The sequence below is a fragment of the Nocardia cerradoensis NBRC 101014 genome (assembly GCF_000308535.1).
Lineage (GTDB): Bacteria > Actinomycetota > Actinomycetes > Mycobacteriales > Mycobacteriaceae > Nocardia > Nocardia cerradoensis.
In genome coordinates, this window is the sequence record NZ_BAFW01000032.1 from 1 (window position 1) to 21,133 (window position 21,133).

Consider the following 21,133-nt stretch of genomic DNA (forward strand, 5'->3'; position numbering starts at 1 on the left):
TTCGACGACGAGGATCTGACGCCGCCCGGCAGCGACCGGCTGATCGACGCGCTGGCATTGCACGGCACGGCCGAGCAGATCGCCGACGCGCTGATCGAGCATCTGAAGGCCGGTGCCGATCAGGTGGCCATCCAGGTCACCGACGAGGACCACATCGGGGTGCTGCGCGCGCTGGCCCCGGTGCTCGCCGCGCGAGTCTGATCGTCTCCCTCGCGGCCGCCGCCGCCGAGGTCAGCGGCGGTCGCGAGGAATACCGTCGACGCTCACGAGCGGACCAGCCGCGCGATGGCGTCGGTGGCCTCCTTGATCTTGGCGTCGGCCTCGGGTCCGCCCTGGACCGCGGCATCGACCACGCAGTGACTGATGTGGTCCTCCAGCAGGCCCATGGCCACCGCCTGCAGGGCCTTGGTCATGGCCGAGACCTGGGTGAGGATGTCGATGCAGTACTTCTCCTCTTCGACCATGCGCTGCAGGCCGCGCGCCTGGCCCTCGATCCGGCGCAGCCGCTTGAGGTAGTCGTCCTTGGCGGTGATGTAGCCGTGGGTGGCGTGGTCGTGCCCGGGTTCCGCGGCGGCCTCGGCCGTTCGAACCGTGTTGATCTGATCCTCGCTCACCGGCTGTTCCTCGCTCCCGCCCTGGTGGTTCATACCCCCCTAGGGTACATTATTCGAGGGGTACTGTCAGGGTAGCCGGTGTGGGGTGAGGCGGCGGGGGCCGCCGCCGCGGCGTACGCGAGAATTGCGGGTATGAGTTCGGATCCCCGCCCCGCGCTGGCCATCATCGGCGGTAGCGGCTTCTACGATTTCTTCGGCGACGACGCGACCACTCTCGAGGTCGAGACACCCTATGGTGTACCGAGCGCGCCGATCACGGTCGGGGAGGTCGAGGGCCGCCAGGTCGCCTTCCTGCCGCGGCACGGGCGCAAGCACGAGTACTCCCCGCACACGGTGCCGTATCAGGCCAATATGTGGGCGCTGCGGTCGATCGGCGTGCGGCGGATCTTCGCGCCGTGTGCGGTGGGCAGCCTGCGCGCGGACTGGGGGCCGGGCACCGTGGCCGTTCCCGACCAACTGGTGGACCGGACCTCCGGCCGTGCGCAGACCTACTTCGACAACGGCGGTATCCACGTCTCCTTCGCCGATCCGTACTGTGACGACCTGCGCTCGATCGCGACGCGGGCGGCGGTGCCCGAACTGCCGATGCAGTCGGCCGCCACCATGGTCGTGGTGCAGGGCCCGCGCTTCTCCACCCGGGCCGAGAGCCGCTGGTTCGCCGGACAGGGGTGGGAACTGGTGAACATGACCGGATATCCGGAATCCGTGCTCGCTCGCGAACTCGAAATGTGTTATGCCGCTATCGCTTTGGTGACCGACCTCGATGCGGGTCTGGAGGCCGGTGAGGGTGTCAGCGCGGCCGCCGTCTTCGCCGAATTCGAGCGCAATCTGGTGCCGTTCAAGACCTTGGTGCGCCGCGCGGTCGCCGGTGTCGAGGGTACGGAGACCTGCGAGCACTGCACGGTGCACGCCGGGGTGGCGCTGCCGTTCGAACTGCCCTGACGGATCGGACCGGCGCACCGCATCGAACGCTACGGGATACCGGGTCCGCGCAGATCGATCCGGGCGAGCGCGAAATGCGGTGTGCCGGTTCCGTCCGGCCCGTGGGGGAGCGGTGAGACCTCCACGTCGACGGTGATCCACCCCCCGGTCGTATCCGCCAGCCGCAGATTCGGCAGCGTCCACGACGGCGCGCCGGCCCGGATCGCCGTGCGCGCCGCGATGATTCGCTCCCGGTCGCCGGGATGTGGCAGCGTGCGTTCGTCGGTGCCGCCGGACCAGTCCAGTCCCGGCACCGGCGGGCTGATCCACCGGATCACCCGGACCCGCTCGGTGTCGACCACCGCCAGATACATTCCCGGATTGCGGCCGACCAGCGTTTCGACCGTCGCCGCCTCGAACGACTTGGGCTGGGGCGGAACGCTTTCGGTGACATCGGCCAGAATGCCGCGCCACAGGTAGGGATCGGCGGCGGAGTTGCGCGTCGCCATCATCAACGTGCGCAGCCCGTCCGGCGTGCGCACGCAGATGTCGCCGCACCAGCGGGATCCGGGGGTGGCGCGGGCCACGATCGCGGCCAGGTCCAGGGCATCGTCGAAACGTTCGACATGCTCGAAGGATTCGGCCCCGATCCAGACGCTGCGCTTGCGGTCGAATGCCGGGCCCAGACCCGCGGACCGCACTTCCGTGCGCCGGGTGCGGGCGTCGAGCAGATGGGTGGCGACCGGCGGCGGCGCGGGCGGGTCGCCCGGACCCACCCACATCTGCACCGCGTGTACCCGGTCGTCGGGCCCGGTCAGCGCGATCGCCCGGGCGCGGTGCCCGGACCAGGCGTGACGGGATTTCGGCAGCTGCCGCTCGACGGTCTCACCGCTCGCGGCGGCGGCGGTGAGGATCGGCATCAGCCGGGAGGGCACGGTGCGGGCCAACGACTTCCAGCGCCGCGGTGCGGTATCGACGGCGAGCACCGACCAGGTGGGCGGAACGTCCAGTGTTTCGATCAGCAACCAATGTCCGAGAATCACGAGTTTCGCCCCCTTCTGATCGATCCGCGGTGCCCGGCCGGCCCCAGCCGTCCGATATGGCGCTCGAAGATTTTCCGCCCGGGCCACAGGGTATCGGTGCCGTCGGCACGGTCGGCGAGCAGGCCTCGGGTGTGGCGAGCGGGTGCCGACTAGGCTGACGCCATGGACGATCCGCTGCGGTTGGAGGTCATCGTCGCCAGTGTGCGGCCCGAGCGGTTCGCGCCCGTGGTGGCGGACTGGTTCCTCCGCACGGCTCGCGCGTATGCCGGCCTCGACGTCGGCGTCATCGATCTGGCACACACTCCGCTGCCCACCGACCTGACGACGACGCCGCAGGTGGAGGCCTTCCGGGAGCGGATCGGCGCCGCGGACGGATTCATCGCGGTCACCTCCGAGTACAACCACGGCTATCCCGCCTCGCTGAAGACGGCGCTCGACAGCGCAAAACGCGAGTGGCGGGCCAAACCCATCGGATTCGTCGGGTACGGCGGACTGTCGGGCGGCCTGCGGGCGATCGAGCAGTTGCGCCAGGTCGTCGCGGAAATCCACATGGTCTCGCTGCGCGAGAGCGTGAGTTTCCACGAGGCCAAACGTAAGTTCGACGCGGACGGCAACACCGCCGACGGCGCCGCCGTCGACGCCGCGCAGCGGCTCCTGCGGCAATGGGCGTGGTGGGCACGCCATCTGCGCACGGCCCGCAGAACCGACCCGTATCCGGGCTGAGCGGTCCGGGCGCGCCGTCGGACTGTGCGCCGGTCGCGATGTCCGACGAAACTAGTCGTGCGCCTGCGCCATTCGCTGCCGGGGATCCTGCTGCGGCATCGGGCGGCGGCCCCGTGGATTGCCGATGTAGGTCGTTTCGCGGGGAATCGAGACCAGCGTCAGATCGACCTGGGTGGTTCCGGTCCGCATCACCACATGGTTGCCGATCGCGCCCGGCTGGTGGATGGACAGATCCGGATTGGTGGCCGGCCAGCCCATCGGATCGCCGGTGACGTAGATCGTGGTTACGCCGGCGTGCGGTGCGGGCGCGAGCACACCGTCGACCACGGCCGCGGTGAATCCGGCGTCGCTCTGATGGGTTTCCACCGCGATCGTGAGCCGCTCGGGATTGCCGATGGTGGTGACCAGCTGCTCCCACGCGTGCGGGCGATCGGTACGGATGAGGATGCGCTCGCCGACGGCCAGCGCGCGGAACACCAGCTGCTGAGCCAGATACAACTCGCCCGCCACGTAGACGGTCGAAATACCCTGTCCGACAAGGCGAACCGCGACGCCGTTACCGTCCTCGTCGGAGCCGATCAGCTGACCGCAGCCCGACGAGGGCAGATGCAGGACGCCGACGACGTCGATCGGGTACTGGCTCATCGGGACGGTGTCGTCCACACCCGGGATGGCGATCGGCAGGTGGGCCAGCAGACTCTGGCGATGCCGGCCGCTCAGCGACACCATGCCCTTGCGCTTGGTCTTCTCCGGCAGCTCCCGGGCGGTCAATCGCCAGGCCGCGCCGATGTTCACCGTCTCGGGCGTACTTCCCGGCCGCAGCCGGACCGCGACCGTGGTGCCCCGCGACGGCGCGACCCACAGCTGTGCCAGCAGATCCGAGCCCAGCTGCTTGGGATCGACCGCCGCGCCGATGTTCACACTGTTACCCAGTTCAGCGTAGCGCCAGCGGTGGGTGAGCGCTCGCGGGTCGACCCCGGCGCTGATCTGCCAGACGGCCTTGCGGATCTCGGGCGCGGTGAGCACGCGGGACGCGCAGTCGGCGTCCTCGAGCGCGCGCACGATACGTTGGGTCGCGATGGTGACCGCCCGGCCCGCGCCCTCCGTACCGCCGCCGCGCCGCGCCGCCGCCTCCGGACAGGCCAGTGCGTCGAAACTGATTGCGAGCCAGACGGTTCGGTGCGCCGTCGCGGGCAGCGGGCCGAGCAGCGATTCGTAGATCGGACCCGCGGGCGTGCCGGAGCGGCTGCGGTGGCCGTGGCTGATGATGTCGATACCGGACAGCAGGATGTCGTGCTGGCTCAGGCACTGTGCCAGCTCGGGCAGCGGCAGCAGATGCGAGGCGTGCACGGTGTTGCGGTCGATCCGGGTCAGACCGCCCTTGGGCGGCAGCACCTCGACGACGGCGACCACGCGGCTGCCCTCCCAGTACAGACCGAGCGAACGACCGTCCGGGCCACGGAAATCGACGGTATCGCCGAGGTCGTAGTCCTGGCGGGTGACATACCGCCACACCGTCGCGATCCACGAGGCGATGGTGCGCTTGCCGATCGGGACGAGCAGCACCAGACCGGCCACGACCGCCGCGGCCAGTGCGTACCAGCCGGGTACGCCGACCGCGAGCACGACGAGCCCGACGACCAGCCCCAGTAACTGTGCCGCCAGCAGATTCGGCAGCGAGATCCGTCCGAGGAGCGGGCGGCTGTTGGTGCCGCTGGATTCGGCCATCGTCGTCCCCCAAGTACCCGGTGTCGGCCGATTCTTCGATGGCCGAGCTGAACTTCAGTCCTGCTGAACTGTACTGTGTTGGGCGAACGCGAGCACTGTTCGGGGGAGGACTCATGCCTTCAAAGCCCACTACGCGCTGGCAGGTGAGCGGCTATCGCTTCCTGGTCAGGCGAATGGAGCACGCCCTGGTACGCCGGGACGTGCGGATGCTGCACGATCCGATGCGCTCGCAGTCGCGCGCCTATGCCGCGGGACTGGTATTGGGCGTCGTCGCGCTCGCCGGCTGCGGTGTGCTCGCGCTGCTGCGGCCGCAGGGGTCGATCGGTGACAACAAGATCCTGCTGGGCAAGGATTCCGGCGCGGTCTACGCCGTCATCGACGGTGTCGTGCACCCGTCGTTGAATCTGGCGTCGGCGCGGCTCGCGGTCGGCGAACCGGCAAAAGCGGTGTCCATCAAGGAATCCGAGCTGGCGAAGAAGCCGCGCGGGGCGCTGATCGGCATTCCGGGTGCGCCGTCCTCGCTGAACTTCGACAGCAGCGGCAAAGGGCGCGCCTGGTCGATCTGCGACGAGCTGAAGAACGACGGCAGCCGCGACCTGACCACGACGGTGCTCGCCGGGGATCCGTCGCTGGGTTCCAAGGCCGGCAAGCTGGATTCGGGTAAGGCGCTGCTGGTACAGGGGCGTGACGCCGCCTATCTGATCTACGACAATCAACGCGCGCGGGTCGATATGAACGACCCGAAGGTGACGGAGGCGCTCAGGATTCGCGGAATGACTCCGCGTCCGATCAGTGCGGGTCTGCTGAACGCGGTGCCCGAGGTGCTGCCGATCACGCCGCCGAAAATCGTCGATCCCGGTGGCACGCCGGCGTATTCACTGAACAACCACCGTATCGGCGATGTGGTACACGTCGACACCAAGGATCAGTACTACGTGGTCCTGCACGACGGTTTGCAACCCATCTCGCCGCTGACCGCCGACATCATCCGCAACTCCAATCCCACGGCTTCGGAGAATCCCGAGATCAGTCAGTACGACAGCACCCAGGCGCCGCCGTCGAACGCCCTTCCGGTGCAGCAGTATCCGACGACCGCGCCGGCCATCGTCGATGCGAAGGACCAGCCGATCGAATGCATGTCGTGGAAGCCGCTGTCCGGCGCCGCCGACAAGGCGGACGGCAGTAAGCGCGCGGAACTGGCTGTGCTGACCGGACATTCGCTGCCGATCCCGGACAGTGCGCAGACCACGCCGCTGGCCCAGGCCGACGGTTCGGGTCCGAACGTGGATGCCTTCTATTCCACGCCCGGTTCCGGATTCTTCGTCCAGACCACCGGTATCGAGGCCGACAGCCAGCGCCGTGACAGCATGTTCTTCATCGCCGACACCGGGGTGCGCTACGGCATCAAGGACGCCGCCGCGCAGAAGGCGCTGGGAATGGACGCCGACAAGGCCAAGCCCGAACTCGCGCCGTATCAGATCGTCGGCCTGCTCGCCGCCGGTCCGACGCTCGGCCGTCAGGAGGCCATGGTGGCCCACGACGGCGTGGCGCCGGACCCGAATCCAGCCAAACAGCTGGTGCGTTCCAAGCAGGACCAGTCGGCGCAGCAACCGCAGAACTAGCCGGACCCGGCTATTGCCGGGCGGGTGTCTCGGGTAGCGCGCTCTCGTTCGTGCCGAAGCGAACCCCCTTGGCCTCCTTGCCGATCAGCGTCAGGAAGGCCACCGCTATCAGCACCGGGACGATGGTGACGGCCAAGGCGAACGGATATCCGTGACTTTCGGCCACCCGCTCCTGGATCGGCAGATTGAGCGAGGCGAGCAGATTGCCCAGCTGATAGGTCACGCCCGGATAGAAGCCGCGGATAGCGTCCGGCGACAGTTCGGTCAGATGCGCCGGGATGACACCCCACGCGCCCTGCACCACCAGCTGCATCAGGAACGATCCCAGGCACAGCATGGCCGCGGTCGTCGAATAGGCGAACAACGGCACGATCGGTAGTCCGAGCAGTGCGCAGAAGATGATGGTGTAGCGGCGACCGTACCTCTGCGACAGGCTGCCGAACACCAGACCACCGATGATGGCGCCGATGTTGTACACCACCGCAATCCATTTCGCGGTCGCCGAGGACAATCCCGCGCCGCCGTTCTCGACCGCGGACAGGAAGGTCGGGTAGACGTCCTGGGTGCCGTGGCTCATCCAGTTGAACGCGGTCATCAGGAGTACGAGATAGGCGAAGCGGCGGATCACGACGGGATTCATCACCACATCACGCAACGAGGTCTGGGTGAGCCGCATATGTTCCCGGCTGCTCTCCCACGCCTCCGATTCACCCACCCGGGTCCGGATCACGAGGATGATCAGGGCCGGAATCACCGAGAGCGCGAACAGCCACCGCCAGGACAGGCCGAGCCAGTTCATCACCAGCAGCGAGGCCAGGGACGCGAGCAGATAGCCGAACGAGTAGCCCTCCTGCAGGAGTCCGGAGAAGAAACCACGCCGCTCGGCGGGGATCTTCTCCATCGCCAGCGCCGCGCCGAGTCCCCATTCGCCACCCATGCCGATGCCGTAGAGCAGCCGAAGTATCAGCAGCACAGTGAAATTCGGCGCGAACGCGCACAGGAACCCGATCACCGAATAGAACGCGACGTCGACCATCAGCGGAATGCGCCGCCCCACCCGGTCGGCCCAGAGGCCGAACAACAGCGCGCCCACCGGCCGCATGATCAGCGTCGCCGTGGTGATGAACGCGACGTCGGATTTCGGCATATCGAAGGACGCGGCGATATCGGCATAGACGAAGACGACCAGGAAGAAGTCGAAGGCGTCCATCGTCCAGCCCAGTTGGGCCGCGATGAACGAATTGCGCTGATCGGGAGTGAGACGTTGCCTGCCGGCGACTGTCATGGCTGTTCCTGCCCCTCGTGCGACGACCCGCGACGGCCGTACCGCTGGACCGCCGCTGTCAGAAATACTGAGTCATCGCCGCGCTGCTCGTGTCGATCTTGGACGGATTCACCGCCGCCGACCAGGGCATATCGCCTATAACGGACGAATTGACGGCGCGCCCGGCGATGAATCCGACGGTCGCGCCTCGTCGCAACACCATGGACACCATGCAGACGACCAACCTCGCCGAACTGTACGACCTCGATCCGCTGGACTGGTCCGCCGTCGTGGCCGGTTTGAACGCCGGATTCCCCCAGGCGCCCGGCACAGGTGGCCCCGATCGGCACACCTGCTGGCTGGCCACGATCGATCCGGACGGCAGCCCGCATGTCACCGCGGTGGGCGCGCTCTGGGTGGACGGCGCCTTCTGGTTCGAGACCGGCCCGCGAACACGCAAGGCCCGCAACATCTCTCGTGATCCGCGCTGCACGCTCAGCGTCGCGCTGGACACGTTCGACCTCAGCGTGAACGGCACCGCCGAACGCGTCACCGACCCGGCGACGGTGGCGCAGCGGGCCGCCGACTGGGCCGGCGAGGGATGGCCGTGCCGGGTCGACGATTCCGGCGCGGCCCTGACCGCCGACTTCAGCGCGCCCTCGGCCGGCCCGCCGCCCTGGTACGTCTACCGCATCGTGGCGCGCGCGGCGACGGCGCTGTCGACGGTCGAGCCGGGCGGGGCGACCCGCTGGCGCTTCGACGAGCCGCGGTGAACCTCACTCGCCGCGGTCGCCGAAGCGGCGGCGCAGCGGGAACGAGGCGAGATATCCGAGCACGGCGAGCACGCCGATGACACCGGTTCCGATCAGCGCCACATTGCGGGAGGTGTGATCGGGAGCCGGGGGCGTGGTCGGCACCGGAAGCTGCCGGCTCTCGGCGGCACTGGGCCGCTTGGGCGGCAACGAGTTCGGAACCTGCGCGGTCAGCGCGGCCACCGGGTCGACCGCACCGTATCCGACATACGGATTCCACCCCTCCGCGGGCGCGTGGGCGGTGGCCTCGATGCGCTTGATCACGTCGAGCGCGCTGAGCTCCGGAAATCGGGCACGGACCAGGGCCGCCACGCCCGCGACATACGGTGAGGCGAAACTGGTTCCGGAGATCGGCTCGGCCTTGCCCTGCTGATCCACCTTCGCGACCGCCGTCCCCTTGCTGTGCGGATCGTCCCAGTGCGGGTCGAGCGAGGTCAGATTCTCGCCGGGTGCCGCGACACCGACCCACGGGCCGGGCACGGTGAACTTCGAGGGCTGGCCGTTGTCGTCGATCGAGCCGACCGACAGCACGTAGTCGTCCCAGCGCGCGGGCGAGACGTTCATATCGACCTTGGTCCACGGATCCGCGCTCGGATCCAGCGGATCGATGACCGGATTGGTCCCCTTGCATTTGTCGTTGTTGCCCGCGGCCGTCACGACCACGACGTTCCTCTCGACAGCGGCGTAATGCACCGCGGCGCCGAGGTCGTCGTCGGGAATCACCCCGGCCTGGCAGGCCACCTCGGACATGTTGATGACCGTCGCACCCATATCGGCGGCGCGGCGCACCGCCTGGGCCAGCGTGTGGGTGGTCCCGTACCCCTCGGGCATGGCGTCGGGACCCTTGTCGCGTCCGGCGCCCTTCTTCTGGAAGTAGCTCGAGGTCTGCCGGATGCTCAGAATCTGCGCCTGCGGGGCCACACCCGAAAAGCCCTGTGTCGACAGACGAGTCGCGGCGATGATGCCCGCCACGAAGGTCCCGTGCGCGTCGCAGTCGTCGGTGCCGTCGCCGGCGGAGACGTAGTCGCCGCCCGGGATGATGCCCGGCAGCCGGGGATGGCGCATCACGCCGGTATCGATCACCGCCACCAATTGCCCTGCGCCACTGGAGAACTGCCACGCTTTGTCCAGTTCCAGACTGCGCTGCGCGGTCGGCACGGTCGGACCGTCCCCGCCGGTGCTGGTACTGGCGCAGGGCGAATTCGCCGGCTGCTCCGTGGCATCCGGCGGGGCCGGATTACCGCCGGACGGCAACGCTCCGGGGTTCACCACCGGTTTGTCCGCGATCGCGGCGCCCGCACCCGTCGAGGCGCTCAGACCCAGCACCGCGACGACGGCCGCGACCCGAATTACCCTGCGCCCGAACATTTTCGGATTCATGCGCGGCTCAGAGCGATCGAACGAGCGTGTACAGCTCGGCTACCCAGAACACCAGCGGCAGGACGGCGGCCACGAAGCCGTATTCCAGCAGCTCCACGGCGCGGCGCATCGGCGGCGTCGCCGACTGGTTCGGCACGATCGTGCCCAGGATCAGCGCGGCGATGAGCATCACCATGGCGGCGCCGAACACCGCGAGCGGCTGTTCCACCACGAAGGCCGCGCCGACCGTCATGATCAGCAGAATGGCCGCACCGCCGGCGAGCAGTACCACCGCCAGCTCGGCGCTGACGTAGGTGCGGCTGCGGAACATCAGCACCACCGCGCAGACCAGCGCCAGTGCGATACCGGGCCAGTAGGGGCTGTCCGCGGACGGATCGGTCGAGGCCAGCGCGCCGATCACGGTCACCAGGGTGGTCGCGCCGACCAGGCCGGCCAGATACATCCGGGCGCGTTCGGATTTCGTGCGCAGTACATCCATGGTGGGCAGTGCGCGGTGGTCGTCGGGATCGTCCTCGGTCGGATCGATCGGAGTGCCGGGCGAAGGTACCGGCGGCAGAGGCAGTTTCGCGAGCAGCATCGACACTCGCGGTGCCAGCGACAGCGCGCCGAGCGCGAGCGCGGCCGCGACCGCGCCGATGGCCTTGACCGGCTGTGAGGTCAGCAGGCCGACCAATGCAGCGGGGATGGCGAACACGGAAAGTGTTGCGGCGCCGATGAACAGAGTCAGTCCGACGCCGCTGACGCGCCAGGCCAGCAGTGCCGTCGCGCCGACGAGGACCGAGCCGAGCAGCAGATTCGCCCAGCCGTAGTGGTCGGGCACGATCAACATGCCCGCGGCGAACGCGCTCGGCAGCGCGCAGCCGCCGAGCACCAGCGCGGAGGCGGTGTCGCCGTACATGCGGCTCATCACCGTGCCGGCCACCACCAGCAGAATCGTCAGCACCGCGGCGATGGACCCGGTGATCCAGCCCGCCATCGCATCCGGAGCGGCGAGCAGGCCCGTGCATCCGGCGAGCATGGTCAGGATCGCGATGATCGAACCGGTGATCCGCGCGACCCGCGGTGACCAGCTGCGGAAGTGGTCGGCGTCGGCGATCGCGACGTTGTACATGATGTCGTCGAACAGCGGACTGGGCGCGACGTGGTCGGCGCTTTCCAGCATGAGCAGTTCGCCGTCGCGCACACCCTGTTCGCCCAGGCTGAGCGAGTTGGAGAACGGCGGCTGCCCGATGCGTGCCAGCACCCATTCGGCGGGCTGGAATTGTTCGCCGCTGTTGTCGAAATCGTTGGTGCGACTGTGCTGCGCCACCATGTCGACCACGCTCGGAATGACCAGGGCGACCGGAACGTCGACCGGAATCGCCATATCGACCTGCGTGTGCTTGGCCAGAATTGTCACCCGCGCCAGATCGGGCGCCCGGACGATTCCGCGGCTCGAATCCTCTTCGATATGGTCCAGTCGCGCGTGCGTCACGCTTCCCCCAACTCCGTCTCTACCTGGTGTTTCAGCATGCGCTCCGGTTTGCGGTCGCGCGGCCGGTCCGTGCAGAATGCTGGTCGAACTGTACGACATGTCGGCCGCTGCCTCTACACTGAGTCCGCAGTACAGCCGCCGAAGGGGGATCTTCCGTCGATGAGCACTGTCAGGTTCCAGCGTCGTGCGCGCCGGGAGGTTCCGAGGTCACCGGGCGGCGAAGTGACACTGCAACCGCCGCCGGAGATTCCACGCGCGATACCGGGCAGTCTGATGGGCAAACTCATGCCCGTCGTGATGGTCGTCGGCATGGTCGGAATGATGGCCATCATGTTCACCCGCGGTGGAGGTATCGCCTCCAATCCGATGAGCATGATGTTCCCGATGATGATGGTCTTCTCCATGGTCGGCATGTTCGCCGGTCAGGGCGGTAAGGGGCAGAAGGCCGCCGAGGCCAACGAGGACCGCAAGGACTACCTGCGCTACCTGGACCAGGTCCGCAAGGACGTCGACGAGACCGCCTCCCAGCAGCGCGCGGCGGTCGAATGGAGCCATCCCGAACCGGGTTTGGTGTGGATGCTGGCCGGCACCAGCCGCATGTGGGAACGTCGTCCGGGGGACAAGGACTTCTGCCACGCGCGCATCGGCCTGGGCGGTCAGCGCCTGGCCACCCGCCTGGTCTCGCCGGAAACCGGCCCCGTCGAGGAACTGGAGCCGATCGCGGCCGTATCGTTGCGTCGTTTCGTGCGAACGCATTCCACGGTCCCCGACCTGCCCACCGCCATCGCGGTCAAGGGCTTCGCCACCATCCAGCTCAACGGCGACCGCGCTCAGGCGCGCGATATGACCCGCGCGATGTTGTTGCAGCTGTGCATGTTTCAAGCGCCGGACCAGGTTCTGGTCGCGGTGGTCTGCGGCCCCGACACCGCCGCCGAATGGGAGTGGACCAAATGGCTCCCGCACACCCAGCATCCGGATTCCCAGGACGGCGTGGGCACCGAGCGCATGGTCTACGGTTCCGTCCGTGAACTCGCCGACGGCCTGAACCCGTTGCTGCACAACCGCGTTCGCTATTCTCGCAACCAGCCGGCCAATCAGAATCTGGTCCACATCGTCATCATCGTCGACGGTGGCCTGCTCGAGGCCGAAGAGGATTCGCTGCGGGAATCCGGCTACGAGGGCGTCACCATCATCGATCTGTGCAGTTACGCTCCGCGCCTGGCGGTTTCGCGCGGCATCCAGATGGTCGTCGAGAACGGCGAATGCGTCGGCCGCGGCGCCACCGGCAACATGGAACGCTTCGCCCTCATCGACCGCATCAGCGCACGGCAGGCCGAACAGGTCGCGCGGCGCCTCGCCCCCTTCCGGGTGGCCCCCGTTCAGCGCGGCGGTGACACCGTGGTCGAGGAGAACGCCGAGGTCATCAGCTCGTGGGCGCAACTCATGGGGCTCGGCGACATCGGCACCTTCAACCCGGAGAACGGGTGGAAGCCGCGCTACGGCCGGGACCGGCTGCGGGTTCCGTTCGGTGTGGGCGCCGACGGCCTGCCGGTCTATCTCGATATCAAGGAGGCCGCCGAGAACGGTATGGGCCCGCACGGCCTGTGCATCGGTGCCACCGGTTCGGGTAAGTCGGAATTCCTTCGCACACTGGTACTTTCGCTGCTCGCGACGCATTCACCCGACCAGCTGAACCTGGTGCTGGTCGACTTCAAGGGTGGTGCGACCTTCCTCGGCCTGGAGGGCGTCCCGCACGTCGCCGCCGTCATCACCAACCTCGAGGAAGAGGCCGACCTCGTCGACCGTATGAAGGACGCGCTGGCCGGTGAGATGAACCGCCGCCAGGAGGTGCTGCGGCAGGCCGGTAACTTCGCCAACGTCTCCGAATACGAGAAGGCGCGTGCGGCCGGCGCCGATCTGGATCCGCTGCCCGCCCTGTTCGTCGTGCTCGACGAATTCTCCGAATTGCTCAGCCAGCACCCGGATTTCGCCGAACTGTTCGTCATGATCGGTCGGCTCGGCCGGTCGCTGCACGTCCATCTGCTGCTGGCCTCCCAGCGTCTGGAGGAGGGCAAGCTCAAGGGCCTGGAATCGCATCTGTCCTACCGCATCGGCCTGAAGACGTTCTCGGCCAACGAATCTCGTCAGGTTCTCGGCGTGCCGGATGCCTACAATCTGCCGAACAGCCCCGGTGGCGGATATCTGAAGTCGGACTCCGGCGAGATCCAGCGCTTCCAGGCCTCCTACGTTTCCGGCGCGTACGTGGGCGGGGGCGCCCAGCGCGAGGTCACCCAGGCCGGCATCGTCGGTGGCGAAATCGATATCCACGCCCGGCCTTTCGTCGCCGGACATGTCGCGTTCCGCAAGAGCGACCGGATTCCGTTGCCGCCCGAGCCCAGTGCGGTCGAAGAGGTGCAGCAGGACGAGAGCACGGAGAAGATCTCCAACCTCGGCATGCTGGTCGCGCGCATCCAGGGCCACGGTCGCACCGCCCACGAGATCTGGCTCCCGCCGCTGGACGCCGCGCCGACCCTCGATCAGCTCATTCCGCGCTCGATCCTCACCGGCGAATACAACCCGGTGGCCAGCCTGCGCACCGCGATCGGCATCGTCGACCGCCCGTACGACCAGCGTCGCGATCCCATGGTGGTCGACCTGTCCGGCGCCCGCGGCAATGTCGCCGTCGTGGGCGGTCCGCAGTCCGGCAAGTCCACGGCGCTGCGTTCGCTGGTCATGGGCATGTCGCTGACCCACACCGCCGAACAGGTCCAGTTCTACTGCCTCGACTTCGGTGGTGGCACGCTGTCGGGCTTGGAGGGCCTGCCGCACGTCGGTTCGGTCGCGGGCCGCCTGGATGTGGACAAGGTCCGCCGCACCATCTCCGAGATGACGACCATCGTCCGTCAGCGCGAAATGCGGTTCCGCCAACTCGGTATCGAGTCGATGGCCGACTTCCGCCGCCTGCGCGGCACCGACCCGGCGAGCAGCCCCGCCGCGGCCGGCGCTCACGAGGACCCGTTCGGTGACGTCTTCCTGGTCGTCGACGGTTTCGGTTCCATCCGCCAGGATTTCGATTCGCTCGAACAGCCGATCATGAACCTTGCGACGCAGGGTCTTTCATACGGTGTGCACATCGTGATCGCGCTGAACCGCTGGGCCGAAGCGCGCCCCGCCCTCAAGGACCAGATCGGCACCCGCATCGAACTGCGCCTGGGCGATCCGATGGATTCCGATCTCGGCCGCAAGGTGGCCTCGCTGGTACCGCAGGGTCGTCCGGGCCGCGGTATGACCCCCGACGCGCTGCACATGCTGACGGCGCTGCCCCGCGTGGACGGGGATTCGAATCCCGAGAGCCTCGGCGCCGGTGTCGCCGATGCCGTGCAACGCCTGGTCGCCTCGACCCCGGGCCGACCGGCGCCGCGCGTGCGCATGCTGCCCGAGGTGCTCAACCGCGACGAACTGCTGCACAACGTGCTCGGTGGCTGGCCGGGCGCGGTGGATCAGTACACGCGGTGTGTGCAGATCCCGATCGGCCTCAACGAATCCGAGCTCTCGCCGGTCTTCCTCAATATGGCCGAGCAACCGCACGTGCTGATCTTCGGCGATACCGAATGCGGTAAGACGAATGTGCTGCGCAACATCATCCTGAACATCGTCGCCTCGAATACGCCGGAGAACGCCAAGCTGATCATCGGCGACTATCGCCGGACACTGCTCGGCGTGGTCGAAGGCCGCCATGTCGCCGGATATGCGCCGTCGGCGGAGATGCTGGAAACGATGATGCGCGATCTGGTCGGCGTGCTGAAGGCCCGCATGCCCGGCCCCGACATCACCCAGCAGCAGTTGCGTGAGCGGTCGTGGTGGTCGGGCCCCGAGGTCTACGTCATCGTCGACGACTACGACCTGGTGTCCACGCCGTCCGGCAACCCTTTGTCGATCCTCACCGAATATCTCGCACAGGCCAAGGACATCGGCTTCCATCTGATCATCGCCCGGCGCTCGGGTGGTGCGTCACGCGCGCTGTACGAGCCGCTGATCGGGCGGATGAAGGATATCGGCACCATCGGCCTGCTGATGAGCGGCAACCGCGACGAGGGCGCGCTGCTCGGCAACGTCAGGCTCAGCGAAATGCCGCCCGGTCGCGGCACATTGGTGGCCCGTTCCGGAAACAGCCTGATCCAGACGGCCTGGTCCCCGGCTCCCTGATGACGGCCACCGGCGCCTGCTCCGAAACCGCTGTGGCCGAGGTCATCACCGTCGGCCACAGCGGAAAATGCGAAGGCGCTGGAAATTCCGCGCAGAAGATGGCAGGCTCAGAATCCGGACAGTGTGAACGTCTGATGCGCGATATCCAGCAGGACCGTCGCCCCAGGTACCACCGGCCGATCAGGACAGGAACGCTCGGGGGCGCGATGCTCATCGCTGAGCGGGACCGACTGACGGCACACGGGCTGTTCAACACGAGAGGGGGAGGTGCAAGACATCCACACCGCAGGCATTCCAGCCATGCGATCGACTGTCGAACTGCGCCGATGCGCGGGACATGACGATGGAACCGAGGACGCACCTCGTGCGTCCAAACCACTAGCAGGAACAAGACCATTCCTCGCCGCGGCCCGCGGTGACCGATAGAAGGAGCCACGATGCCCTTTCACGCCGACGCCGAGCAGCTCGCGAACTTCGTCCGGGAGATGCAGGACAAGCACGATGCGATCGGAAGGATGATCACCAACGCGCACAATCACGCGACGACCCTTCAGGGCCCGGCTTTTCAGGGTGGAGCCGGCACGGCATTCCAGAACACATTCGAGCAGTTCTTGACCTCGGCCAACAAGATGAACGAGGCCCTGATGCAGAATTCGCAGAATCTCCAGAGCGCGGGCAAGAAATACGCGGAGATGGAAGAGACCAACCTGAGCGCCCTCAACCAGCAGTCCAACAGCCTGAACTGGGCTTGATCTGCCCTTCATCATTCCGCCAACTCATTCGCAGAACCCATGAAGGAGAAGAACGATGGGTGATTTCGGCCAGATTTCCTACGACTTCGGAACCATCGACGATGCCGGTACCGGTATCAAGAGTGAGGCGATGAACATCACTGCCGCGCTCGAAGACATGGAGAAGAAGTTCCAGGACTTCATCACCTCGCACTGGACCGGCAGTGACGCTGCCCACGCGTTCCAAAGCGTGCAGCAGAACTGGCGTCAGCAGTCCGACGAGCTCAGCGCTTCGCTGGCTCAGCTCGGTACTCACACCGTGAACTCCGGCGAGCAGATGCAGGGCGCCGACGTCCTGGCCGCCAAGTTGATCGCAGGCTGATCGGCGTTCGTGCCGACCGTGTGAGCCGAGCCGACCGCGCACTCCTGAGAGGGTGCGCGGTCGGCTCTTGTCTATTCCGTTCCTGTTGCCCGGAATACGATCGGGCAGAGCTACCAACTATTGGCGAGCACTGCGTACTGTGCGGCAGCGCGTTGTTGAGTATCCAGAACCTGCGCGCTGATTACGCGGGCGACGTATCGGTCGTATCGCACGAAGCATCGAAATCGGTCGTCGCTCCAGGAATATGAATTCGCGTTCTTTTCGCAGAACGAATCCGGCACACCCTTGGGCGGGTCGATCGGGTCTTTCACGCGGCGACGCAGTTCTTCGTACAAGGCTTTGGCCCCGGCCGTATCGCGCGATCGCCACAGCTTCGTGACGCCGGAAACCGTTGCGACGGCATCGACGTTTCCCGTTTGCAGGAGAGATTTCCCGTCCGGATCGGTGAAATTGCGAGCCGCGTGGGCCGTGAAGTAGCCGGAGACGGACAGATTAGGGCCGTAGAACCCCTTGGGCGCGAAGGCTCGGCGAAGCATTCCCTCCGGATCGTACGGCAGATGCAGGATATCTCGTTTGGTCAGCGGTGGCAGATTGCGTAGGAGCGGCAACTGTACGTCATATATACGCTGCAGTAAGGAACTCAGTTCCGGCAATTCCGGCTTCGGCGCTCGGGCGAATATGTCCAGCATGTAATTGCCCGCGGCCACTCTCGAACCGATTGTGCGGATACCGGGCCGCCAATGTGACAGAGCATCGGGATACTTGTCGAGGTGAACGGCCTCGTTCTGGTCCTTCGCTACCGAAAAATCAGCGTCTTCGAAAGCTCTGGCCGCAGCTTTCGCGGAGTTTTCGTCCGGAAACTGGTACACGGTTATGCCGACCGCTTTGTCGCCGTCGGCGGGTCGGTCATCCTCACCTTGGCGCTTATCCATCTTGAGGCCGTACAGCATCCCGTTGGTTTCGAGTGCCGATATGAACGGAGCGGAGATGTCTGCGTTCAGCTGATCTTTCGGATCGTTGATCGCTGCGCCGCTTTCGTAGGTCAAGCTGGGATCGATGTCGCTGCCGTTGGCGATGGAGTCCGACAGCCGCATGGCTGCCAATTCCCTGCCGAAGTACATGCTCGGGATATATCGATACAGCACGTCGCCGGAGTCGGCGGAATAGCTGCCGATTTCCAGTTTGCGAACATCCATCTCCGCTGCCACTGGTGTGCCCACCCTGTTCGAGCCGCAAGAAGACAACGAAAATGCCAATGCTACCGCGACGGATGTCGCGCCGACTGTTCGTAGAATCCTCATACCCCACCTACTTGCTGTTCGCCAGGATCGCGTACTGCGCCGATATTCGCTGCTGCGCGTCTCGGAGTTGCTGCGACCATACAATCGCGGAGTATCGCTGGTAACGTACATGGCAGTAGTAGCGCACGTTGATTTCCGGACCTTTGTATTGCAGACATACAGCATTGGGAAGATTCTTGGGCGGATCGACCACATGCATGAATTTATCCGGATGCGTACGACTTTCGAAGATCTTCTGGGCGGCTTCGCTATCCTTTGCCTGAAGCAATTCGCCGGCGTCGAAGGCGACGCGATCTACGCCGTTGTCTCGGTATAGTTTCTCTGTCGCTCGAGGTTCGGCTGCCAATTGTAGAGCGCCGCGCAGATCGAAAATTCCTGGAACATTCGCGAACGAGTCGCCCTCCGGGCGACGAAGTGCGCGGCCTCTCAGTTTGTCCGGATCGACGGGAACCTTCATCAGGTCGGCAACCGGCGTAGGCGTGAAGTTTCGCAATGCATCGATGCTGGCGGCGATGGATTTCTGGGAAAGATCGGACAGAAACGGCAGATCCGAAACTCCCAGCTCGCTGTTTTCGTAGTTGTCGGCGATCGTCACGATCACGTACCTGTCGTCGACCGTCCATGATGCCAGCACTTGCTGCACCGGTCGCCATTTCGCAATGGATGCCGGATACTTCGGCAACGTCGTCTGCTCGGTCGGACCGTCTTTGTAGAACTCCGCTTTCGACAGTTGTTCAGCTGCGTTTCGGGCGGATTCGTTGTCTGTGAAGAGGAGAACCGAGTTCACGAGTTCGTACGAAAGGCTGTAGGCCTCGTTGGAGCTGCCCAACGTCGAAAACCCGGCCACGTAGTTCTTGGCGGCGTCATTGAAGGTCTCTTCGTGGAGCCAACGAAACATCTCGCTCAGGTGGAATTCGGGACCGACGTCGAGAAATGCGTGTGTATCGCTACTTTCACCCACAGTGAGCTTCGGATCCACCTCATACGGCAGCGGAAGGACGTTCCCCAGCCGGTTGGCTTCCATGAAGCGTGCGACATACATGTTCTTGGGCAGACCGAGGTCGACCGGTTTGGTGCTGTATCCGCCGACGTCGAGTTGGGCGAGATCGACGACCGGGTCGGTGACTTTCGTTGCGTCCGTGTCGGTTCCGCATGCCGACGACATCGCGGTGGCGGCGGCCAGTCCGATCGCCGCGATGATCTTGGCGGCTACGGTCGGTGATTTCAATGCTCCCCCCTTGTTTTCGGATCTTGCGCGGCCCGACGATCCAGCCGCAAGTCGTGGACGGTTGTCACCGACACGGACTTTCGACGTCGGGCCTATTTCACCTGGTTGTGCAGAATCGGCACCAGTTTTTCCAGCAGGGTCTGCTCCGACGTCGGAGTCCAGTTCCGCATGGCGGATACGGCAACGGGATCGTCGAGAGGGATCACCGTTGCTCGCGCGCTCGCGATGCTGTACGGCAAGCCGAGCAGACCCCCGCCGCCCGCTTTCGGATCGCTGCGCACGGCGAGGATGTAGCTGTCGGCCGACGCCTGGAGTTCCGGGTACTGGTCCGTGATGGGGCGCGGTGACGGTTCGTCGCCGCTCTTCTGATACTGCAGGTTGTAGACGAAGCCGAGGTCTTCCATGAACTTCGATTGGGATGTGCCGCCGAGATAGACGCTGAAGGTCTTCTCACCGGTCACATCCAACATCGTGATGGTCTTGCCCGCGAACGCCGGATTCGCCGCCCGCGCTTGGGGCACTGACGTGTAGGCCGTAACGGCCGTCGTCGCTGCCGCCGATGCCGACGTGGTCGTCGGCCCCGTCCCGCCCGAATTGCCCTGTGTCGCCCAGACTCCGATGCCGGCGGCCAAGGCCACGGCGACGAGTGCGCCGACTCCGCCGAGGATCAGGGGTTTGCGGCTCTTGGGTTTCGGTTCGAGGAGGCGGGAGAGGTCGGGGTCGGGGCGGGGGCCGGTCTGGGTCCGGATTCCGGATTGGGGCTGGTGGGGGAGGGGGGTGCGGGGGTCGGTCTGCGGGCGGGGGTCGAAGACCTGGATGGGGTAGGTCGGGGAGGTAGTGGTGCGGACCGGGGTGTGGCCGGGGGTGAGGGCGTTCGCGGCGGCGTCGGTGAGTTCACGGCAGCTGGCGAAGCGGTCGGCGGGATTCTTCGCCAGGGCACGCGCGAAGACGTGGTCGATCGCGGGCGGGAGGCCGGAGTTGACGGCAGTGGCGCGGGGTGGGGGCTCGTAGAGATGCCCCATCATGACCATCGCGGGTTGGGTTGCGGGGTACGGGTTCTGGCCGGTGATCAGCTTGTAGAACGCGCAGCCCAGGCTGTAGATGTCGGCGCGGCTGTCGACGGCCATGCCTTGGAGTTGTTCCGGCGGCGCGTAGGCGATGGTCGCGACGAAGCTGCCGGTCTGGGTGAGTTCGGTCGCGTCGTCGGTCGATTTGGCGACGCCGAAATCGGTGAGCAGGACACGTTCCTCGTCGTCGTCCTCGGGGACCGACAGCAGGAAGTTCGCGGGTTTGACGTCGCGGTGCAGGAGCCCGCGGCGGTGCGCGTAGTCCAGGCCCTTGCCGACCTCGGTGACGATGCGCAGCGCGCGCAGCGGAGTCATCGAATGCGGGTCGCGGGCCAGTTCGGCCGAGGCGTCGGTGCCGTCGACGTACTGCATGGCGATCCACAACTGGCCGTGCTCTTCACCGCGGTTGTAGACCGACACGATATTCGGATGGTCCAGACCGGCAGCGAGATTGGCCTCGCGTTCGAATCGGCCCCGGAATTCGTGGTTGGACGAGAGTTCGCCGCTGAGGACCTTGATGGCGTCCATGCGCGGAAGGCTGGGATGTTTGGCGAGATACACCGTGCCCATCCCGCCGGCGCCCAGCTGGCGAACGATCCGATACCCACCGACGATGGTGCCGGGACTCATCACCATC

Annotated in this window: 17 protein-coding genes and 1 pseudogene; 8 read left to right on the plus strand and 10 right to left on the minus strand. The window is 66.3% G+C overall.

Annotated elements, in window-relative coordinates; all coding sequences use genetic code 11:
• Positions 1 to 201 (plus strand): annotated as a pseudogene (locus ON23_RS04500) (LLM class F420-dependent oxidoreductase); the annotation flags it as partial.
• 62 nt (positions 202 to 263) lie between these two features.
• Here ON23_RS04500 and ON23_RS04505 read toward each other — a convergent pair.
• On the minus strand, positions 264 to 614 hold the full coding sequence (locus ON23_RS04505; RefSeq protein ID WP_373282163.1) for a metal-sensitive transcriptional regulator: 351 nt from the start codon (positions 612 to 614) through the stop codon (positions 264 to 266).
• Between the two features lie 132 nt (positions 615 to 746).
• On the opposite strand from ON23_RS04505, the gene ON23_RS04510 reads away from it, so the two are divergent.
• Positions 747 to 1,556, plus strand: coding sequence for an S-methyl-5'-thioadenosine phosphorylase (locus tag ON23_RS04510; protein WP_039776588.1), 810 nt, complete (start codon positions 747 to 749; stop codon positions 1,554 to 1,556).
• Between the two features lie 29 nt (positions 1,557 to 1,585).
• Here the strand turns inward: ON23_RS04510 and ON23_RS04515 are convergent, their stop codons facing one another.
• The gene (locus ON23_RS04515; protein ID WP_039776563.1) at positions 1,586 to 2,578 is read right to left on the minus strand and encodes a GAF domain-containing protein; all 993 of its coding nucleotides are present in this window, start codon (positions 2,576 to 2,578) and stop codon (positions 1,586 to 1,588) included.
• A gap of 162 nt (positions 2,579 to 2,740) precedes the next feature.
• Between ON23_RS04515 and ON23_RS04520 the strand changes: the two genes are divergently transcribed.
• Positions 2,741 to 3,301 carry an NADPH-dependent FMN reductase gene (locus tag ON23_RS04520; RefSeq protein WP_039776564.1) on the plus strand — a complete coding sequence of 187 codons (561 nt, stop codon included), beginning with the start codon at positions 2,741 to 2,743 and terminating at the stop codon, positions 3,299 to 3,301.
• 51 nt (positions 3,302 to 3,352) lie between these two features.
• Here the strand turns inward: ON23_RS04520 and eccE are convergent, their stop codons facing one another.
• Positions 3,353 to 5,029 (minus strand): type VII secretion protein EccE, encoded by a 1,677-nt coding sequence (eccE, locus tag ON23_RS04525; RefSeq protein ID WP_051041990.1) that lies wholly within the window; start codon positions 5,027 to 5,029, stop codon positions 3,353 to 3,355.
• 113 nt (positions 5,030 to 5,142) lie between these two features.
• Between eccE and eccB the strand changes: the two genes are divergently transcribed.
• Positions 5,143 to 6,651, plus strand: a complete 1,509-nt coding sequence (eccB, locus tag ON23_RS04530) for a type VII secretion protein EccB (protein ID WP_039776565.1) — start codon at positions 5,143 to 5,145, stop codon at positions 6,649 to 6,651.
• Between the two features lie 10 nt (positions 6,652 to 6,661).
• On the opposite strand, the gene ON23_RS04535 is transcribed toward eccB, so the two are convergent.
• On the minus strand, positions 6,662 to 7,936 hold the full coding sequence (locus ON23_RS04535; RefSeq protein ID WP_039776568.1) for an MFS transporter: 1,275 nt from the start codon (positions 7,934 to 7,936) through the stop codon (positions 6,662 to 6,664).
• Between the two features lie 58 nt (positions 7,937 to 7,994).
• Positions 7,995 to 8,147: a hypothetical protein gene (locus tag ON23_RS37720; protein WP_157170160.1), complete on the minus strand. Its 153-nt coding sequence runs from the start codon at positions 8,145 to 8,147 to the stop codon at positions 7,995 to 7,997.
• Between ON23_RS37720 and ON23_RS04540 the strand changes: the two genes are divergently transcribed.
• Entirely contained in the window at positions 8,146 to 8,688 is a 543-nt protein-coding gene (locus tag ON23_RS04540; RefSeq protein WP_039776590.1) for a pyridoxamine 5'-phosphate oxidase family protein, read from the plus strand. The two genes, ON23_RS37720 and ON23_RS04540, sit on opposite strands and share 2 nt — an antisense overlap.
• 3 nt (positions 8,689 to 8,691) lie before the next feature.
• Here the strand turns inward: ON23_RS04540 and mycP are convergent, their stop codons facing one another.
• The gene (gene mycP, locus ON23_RS04545; RefSeq protein WP_244970181.1) at positions 8,692 to 10,107 is read right to left on the minus strand and encodes a type VII secretion-associated serine protease mycosin; all 1,416 of its coding nucleotides are present in this window, start codon (positions 10,105 to 10,107) and stop codon (positions 8,692 to 8,694) included.
• A gap of 7 nt (positions 10,108 to 10,114) precedes the next feature.
• Positions 10,115 to 11,581, minus strand: a complete 1,467-nt coding sequence (gene eccD, locus ON23_RS04550; RefSeq protein ID WP_039776569.1) for a type VII secretion integral membrane protein EccD — start codon at positions 11,579 to 11,581, stop codon at positions 10,115 to 10,117.
• 159 nt (positions 11,582 to 11,740) lie between these two features.
• Here eccD and ON23_RS04555 point away from each other — a divergent pair, with 159 nt between their 5' ends.
• The 3 genes from ON23_RS04555 to ON23_RS04565 all read left to right on the plus strand — a co-directional run bounded on the left by ON23_RS04555 (position 11,741) and on the right by ON23_RS04565 (position 16,900).
• The gene (locus ON23_RS04555; protein ID WP_039776570.1) at positions 11,741 to 15,787 is read left to right on the plus strand and encodes a type VII secretion protein EccC; all 4,047 of its coding nucleotides are present in this window, start codon (positions 11,741 to 11,743) and stop codon (positions 15,785 to 15,787) included.
• Positions 15,788 to 16,224: 437 nt separating this feature from the next.
• The gene (locus ON23_RS04560) at positions 16,225 to 16,539 is read left to right on the plus strand and encodes a WXG100 family type VII secretion target (RefSeq protein WP_039776571.1); all 315 of its coding nucleotides are present in this window, start codon (positions 16,225 to 16,227) and stop codon (positions 16,537 to 16,539) included.
• Between the two features lie 55 nt (positions 16,540 to 16,594).
• Positions 16,595 to 16,900, plus strand: a complete 306-nt coding sequence (locus tag ON23_RS04565) for a WXG100 family type VII secretion target (protein WP_039776572.1) — start codon at positions 16,595 to 16,597, stop codon at positions 16,898 to 16,900.
• Between the two features lie 110 nt (positions 16,901 to 17,010).
• On the opposite strand, the gene ON23_RS04570 is transcribed toward ON23_RS04565, so the two are convergent.
• From ON23_RS04570 to ON23_RS04580, 3 genes are all read right to left on the minus strand, one after another.
• Positions 17,011 to 18,108: a DUF7373 family lipoprotein gene (locus tag ON23_RS04570; RefSeq protein ID WP_157170161.1), complete on the minus strand. Its 1,098-nt coding sequence runs from the start codon at positions 18,106 to 18,108 to the stop codon at positions 17,011 to 17,013.
• Between the two features lie 100 nt (positions 18,109 to 18,208).
• Positions 18,209 to 19,429, minus strand: coding sequence for a DUF7373 family lipoprotein (locus ON23_RS04575; RefSeq protein WP_039776574.1), 1,221 nt, complete (start codon positions 19,427 to 19,429; stop codon positions 18,209 to 18,211).
• A gap of 92 nt (positions 19,430 to 19,521) precedes the next feature.
• Positions 19,522 to 21,132, minus strand: a complete 1,611-nt coding sequence (locus tag ON23_RS04580) for a serine/threonine-protein kinase (RefSeq protein WP_039776575.1) — start codon at positions 21,130 to 21,132, stop codon at positions 19,522 to 19,524.
• Position 21,133: the final 1 nt, after the last annotated feature.

Excerpts from the sequence above, each read along its gene's own strand:
- ON23_RS04510 (WP_039776588.1), top strand. The coding sequence starts at position 747 with ATGAGTTCGGATCCCCGCCCCGCGCTGGCCATCATCGGCGGTAGCGGC.
- ON23_RS04520 (WP_039776564.1), top strand. The coding sequence starts at position 2,741 with ATGGACGATCCGCTGCGGTTGGAGGTCATCGTCGCCAGTGTGCGGCCC.
- eccE (WP_051041990.1), bottom strand. The coding sequence starts at position 5,029 with ATGGCCGAATCCAGCGGCACCAACAGCCGCCCGCTCCTCGGACGGATC.
- eccB (WP_039776565.1), top strand. The coding sequence starts at position 5,143 with ATGCCTTCAAAGCCCACTACGCGCTGGCAGGTGAGCGGCTATCGCTTC.
- ON23_RS04535 (WP_039776568.1), bottom strand. The coding sequence starts at position 7,936 with ATGACAGTCGCCGGCAGGCAACGTCTCACTCCCGATCAGCGCAATTCG.
- ON23_RS04540 (WP_039776590.1), top strand. The coding sequence starts at position 8,146 with ATGCAGACGACCAACCTCGCCGAACTGTACGACCTCGATCCGCTGGAC.
- ON23_RS37720 (WP_157170160.1), bottom strand. The coding sequence starts at position 8,147 with ATGGTGTCCATGGTGTTGCGACGAGGCGCGACCGTCGGATTCATCGCC.
- mycP (WP_244970181.1), bottom strand. The coding sequence starts at position 10,107 with ATGAATCCGAAAATGTTCGGGCGCAGGGTAATTCGGGTCGCGGCCGTC.
- ON23_RS04555 (WP_039776570.1), top strand. The coding sequence starts at position 11,741 with ATGAGCACTGTCAGGTTCCAGCGTCGTGCGCGCCGGGAGGTTCCGAGG.
- ON23_RS04560 (WP_039776571.1), top strand. The coding sequence starts at position 16,225 with ATGCCCTTTCACGCCGACGCCGAGCAGCTCGCGAACTTCGTCCGGGAG.
- ON23_RS04565 (WP_039776572.1), top strand. The coding sequence starts at position 16,595 with ATGGGTGATTTCGGCCAGATTTCCTACGACTTCGGAACCATCGACGAT.
- ON23_RS04580 (WP_039776575.1), bottom strand. The coding sequence starts at position 21,132 with ATGGTGATGAGTCCCGGCACCATCGTCGGTGGGTATCGGATCGTTCGC.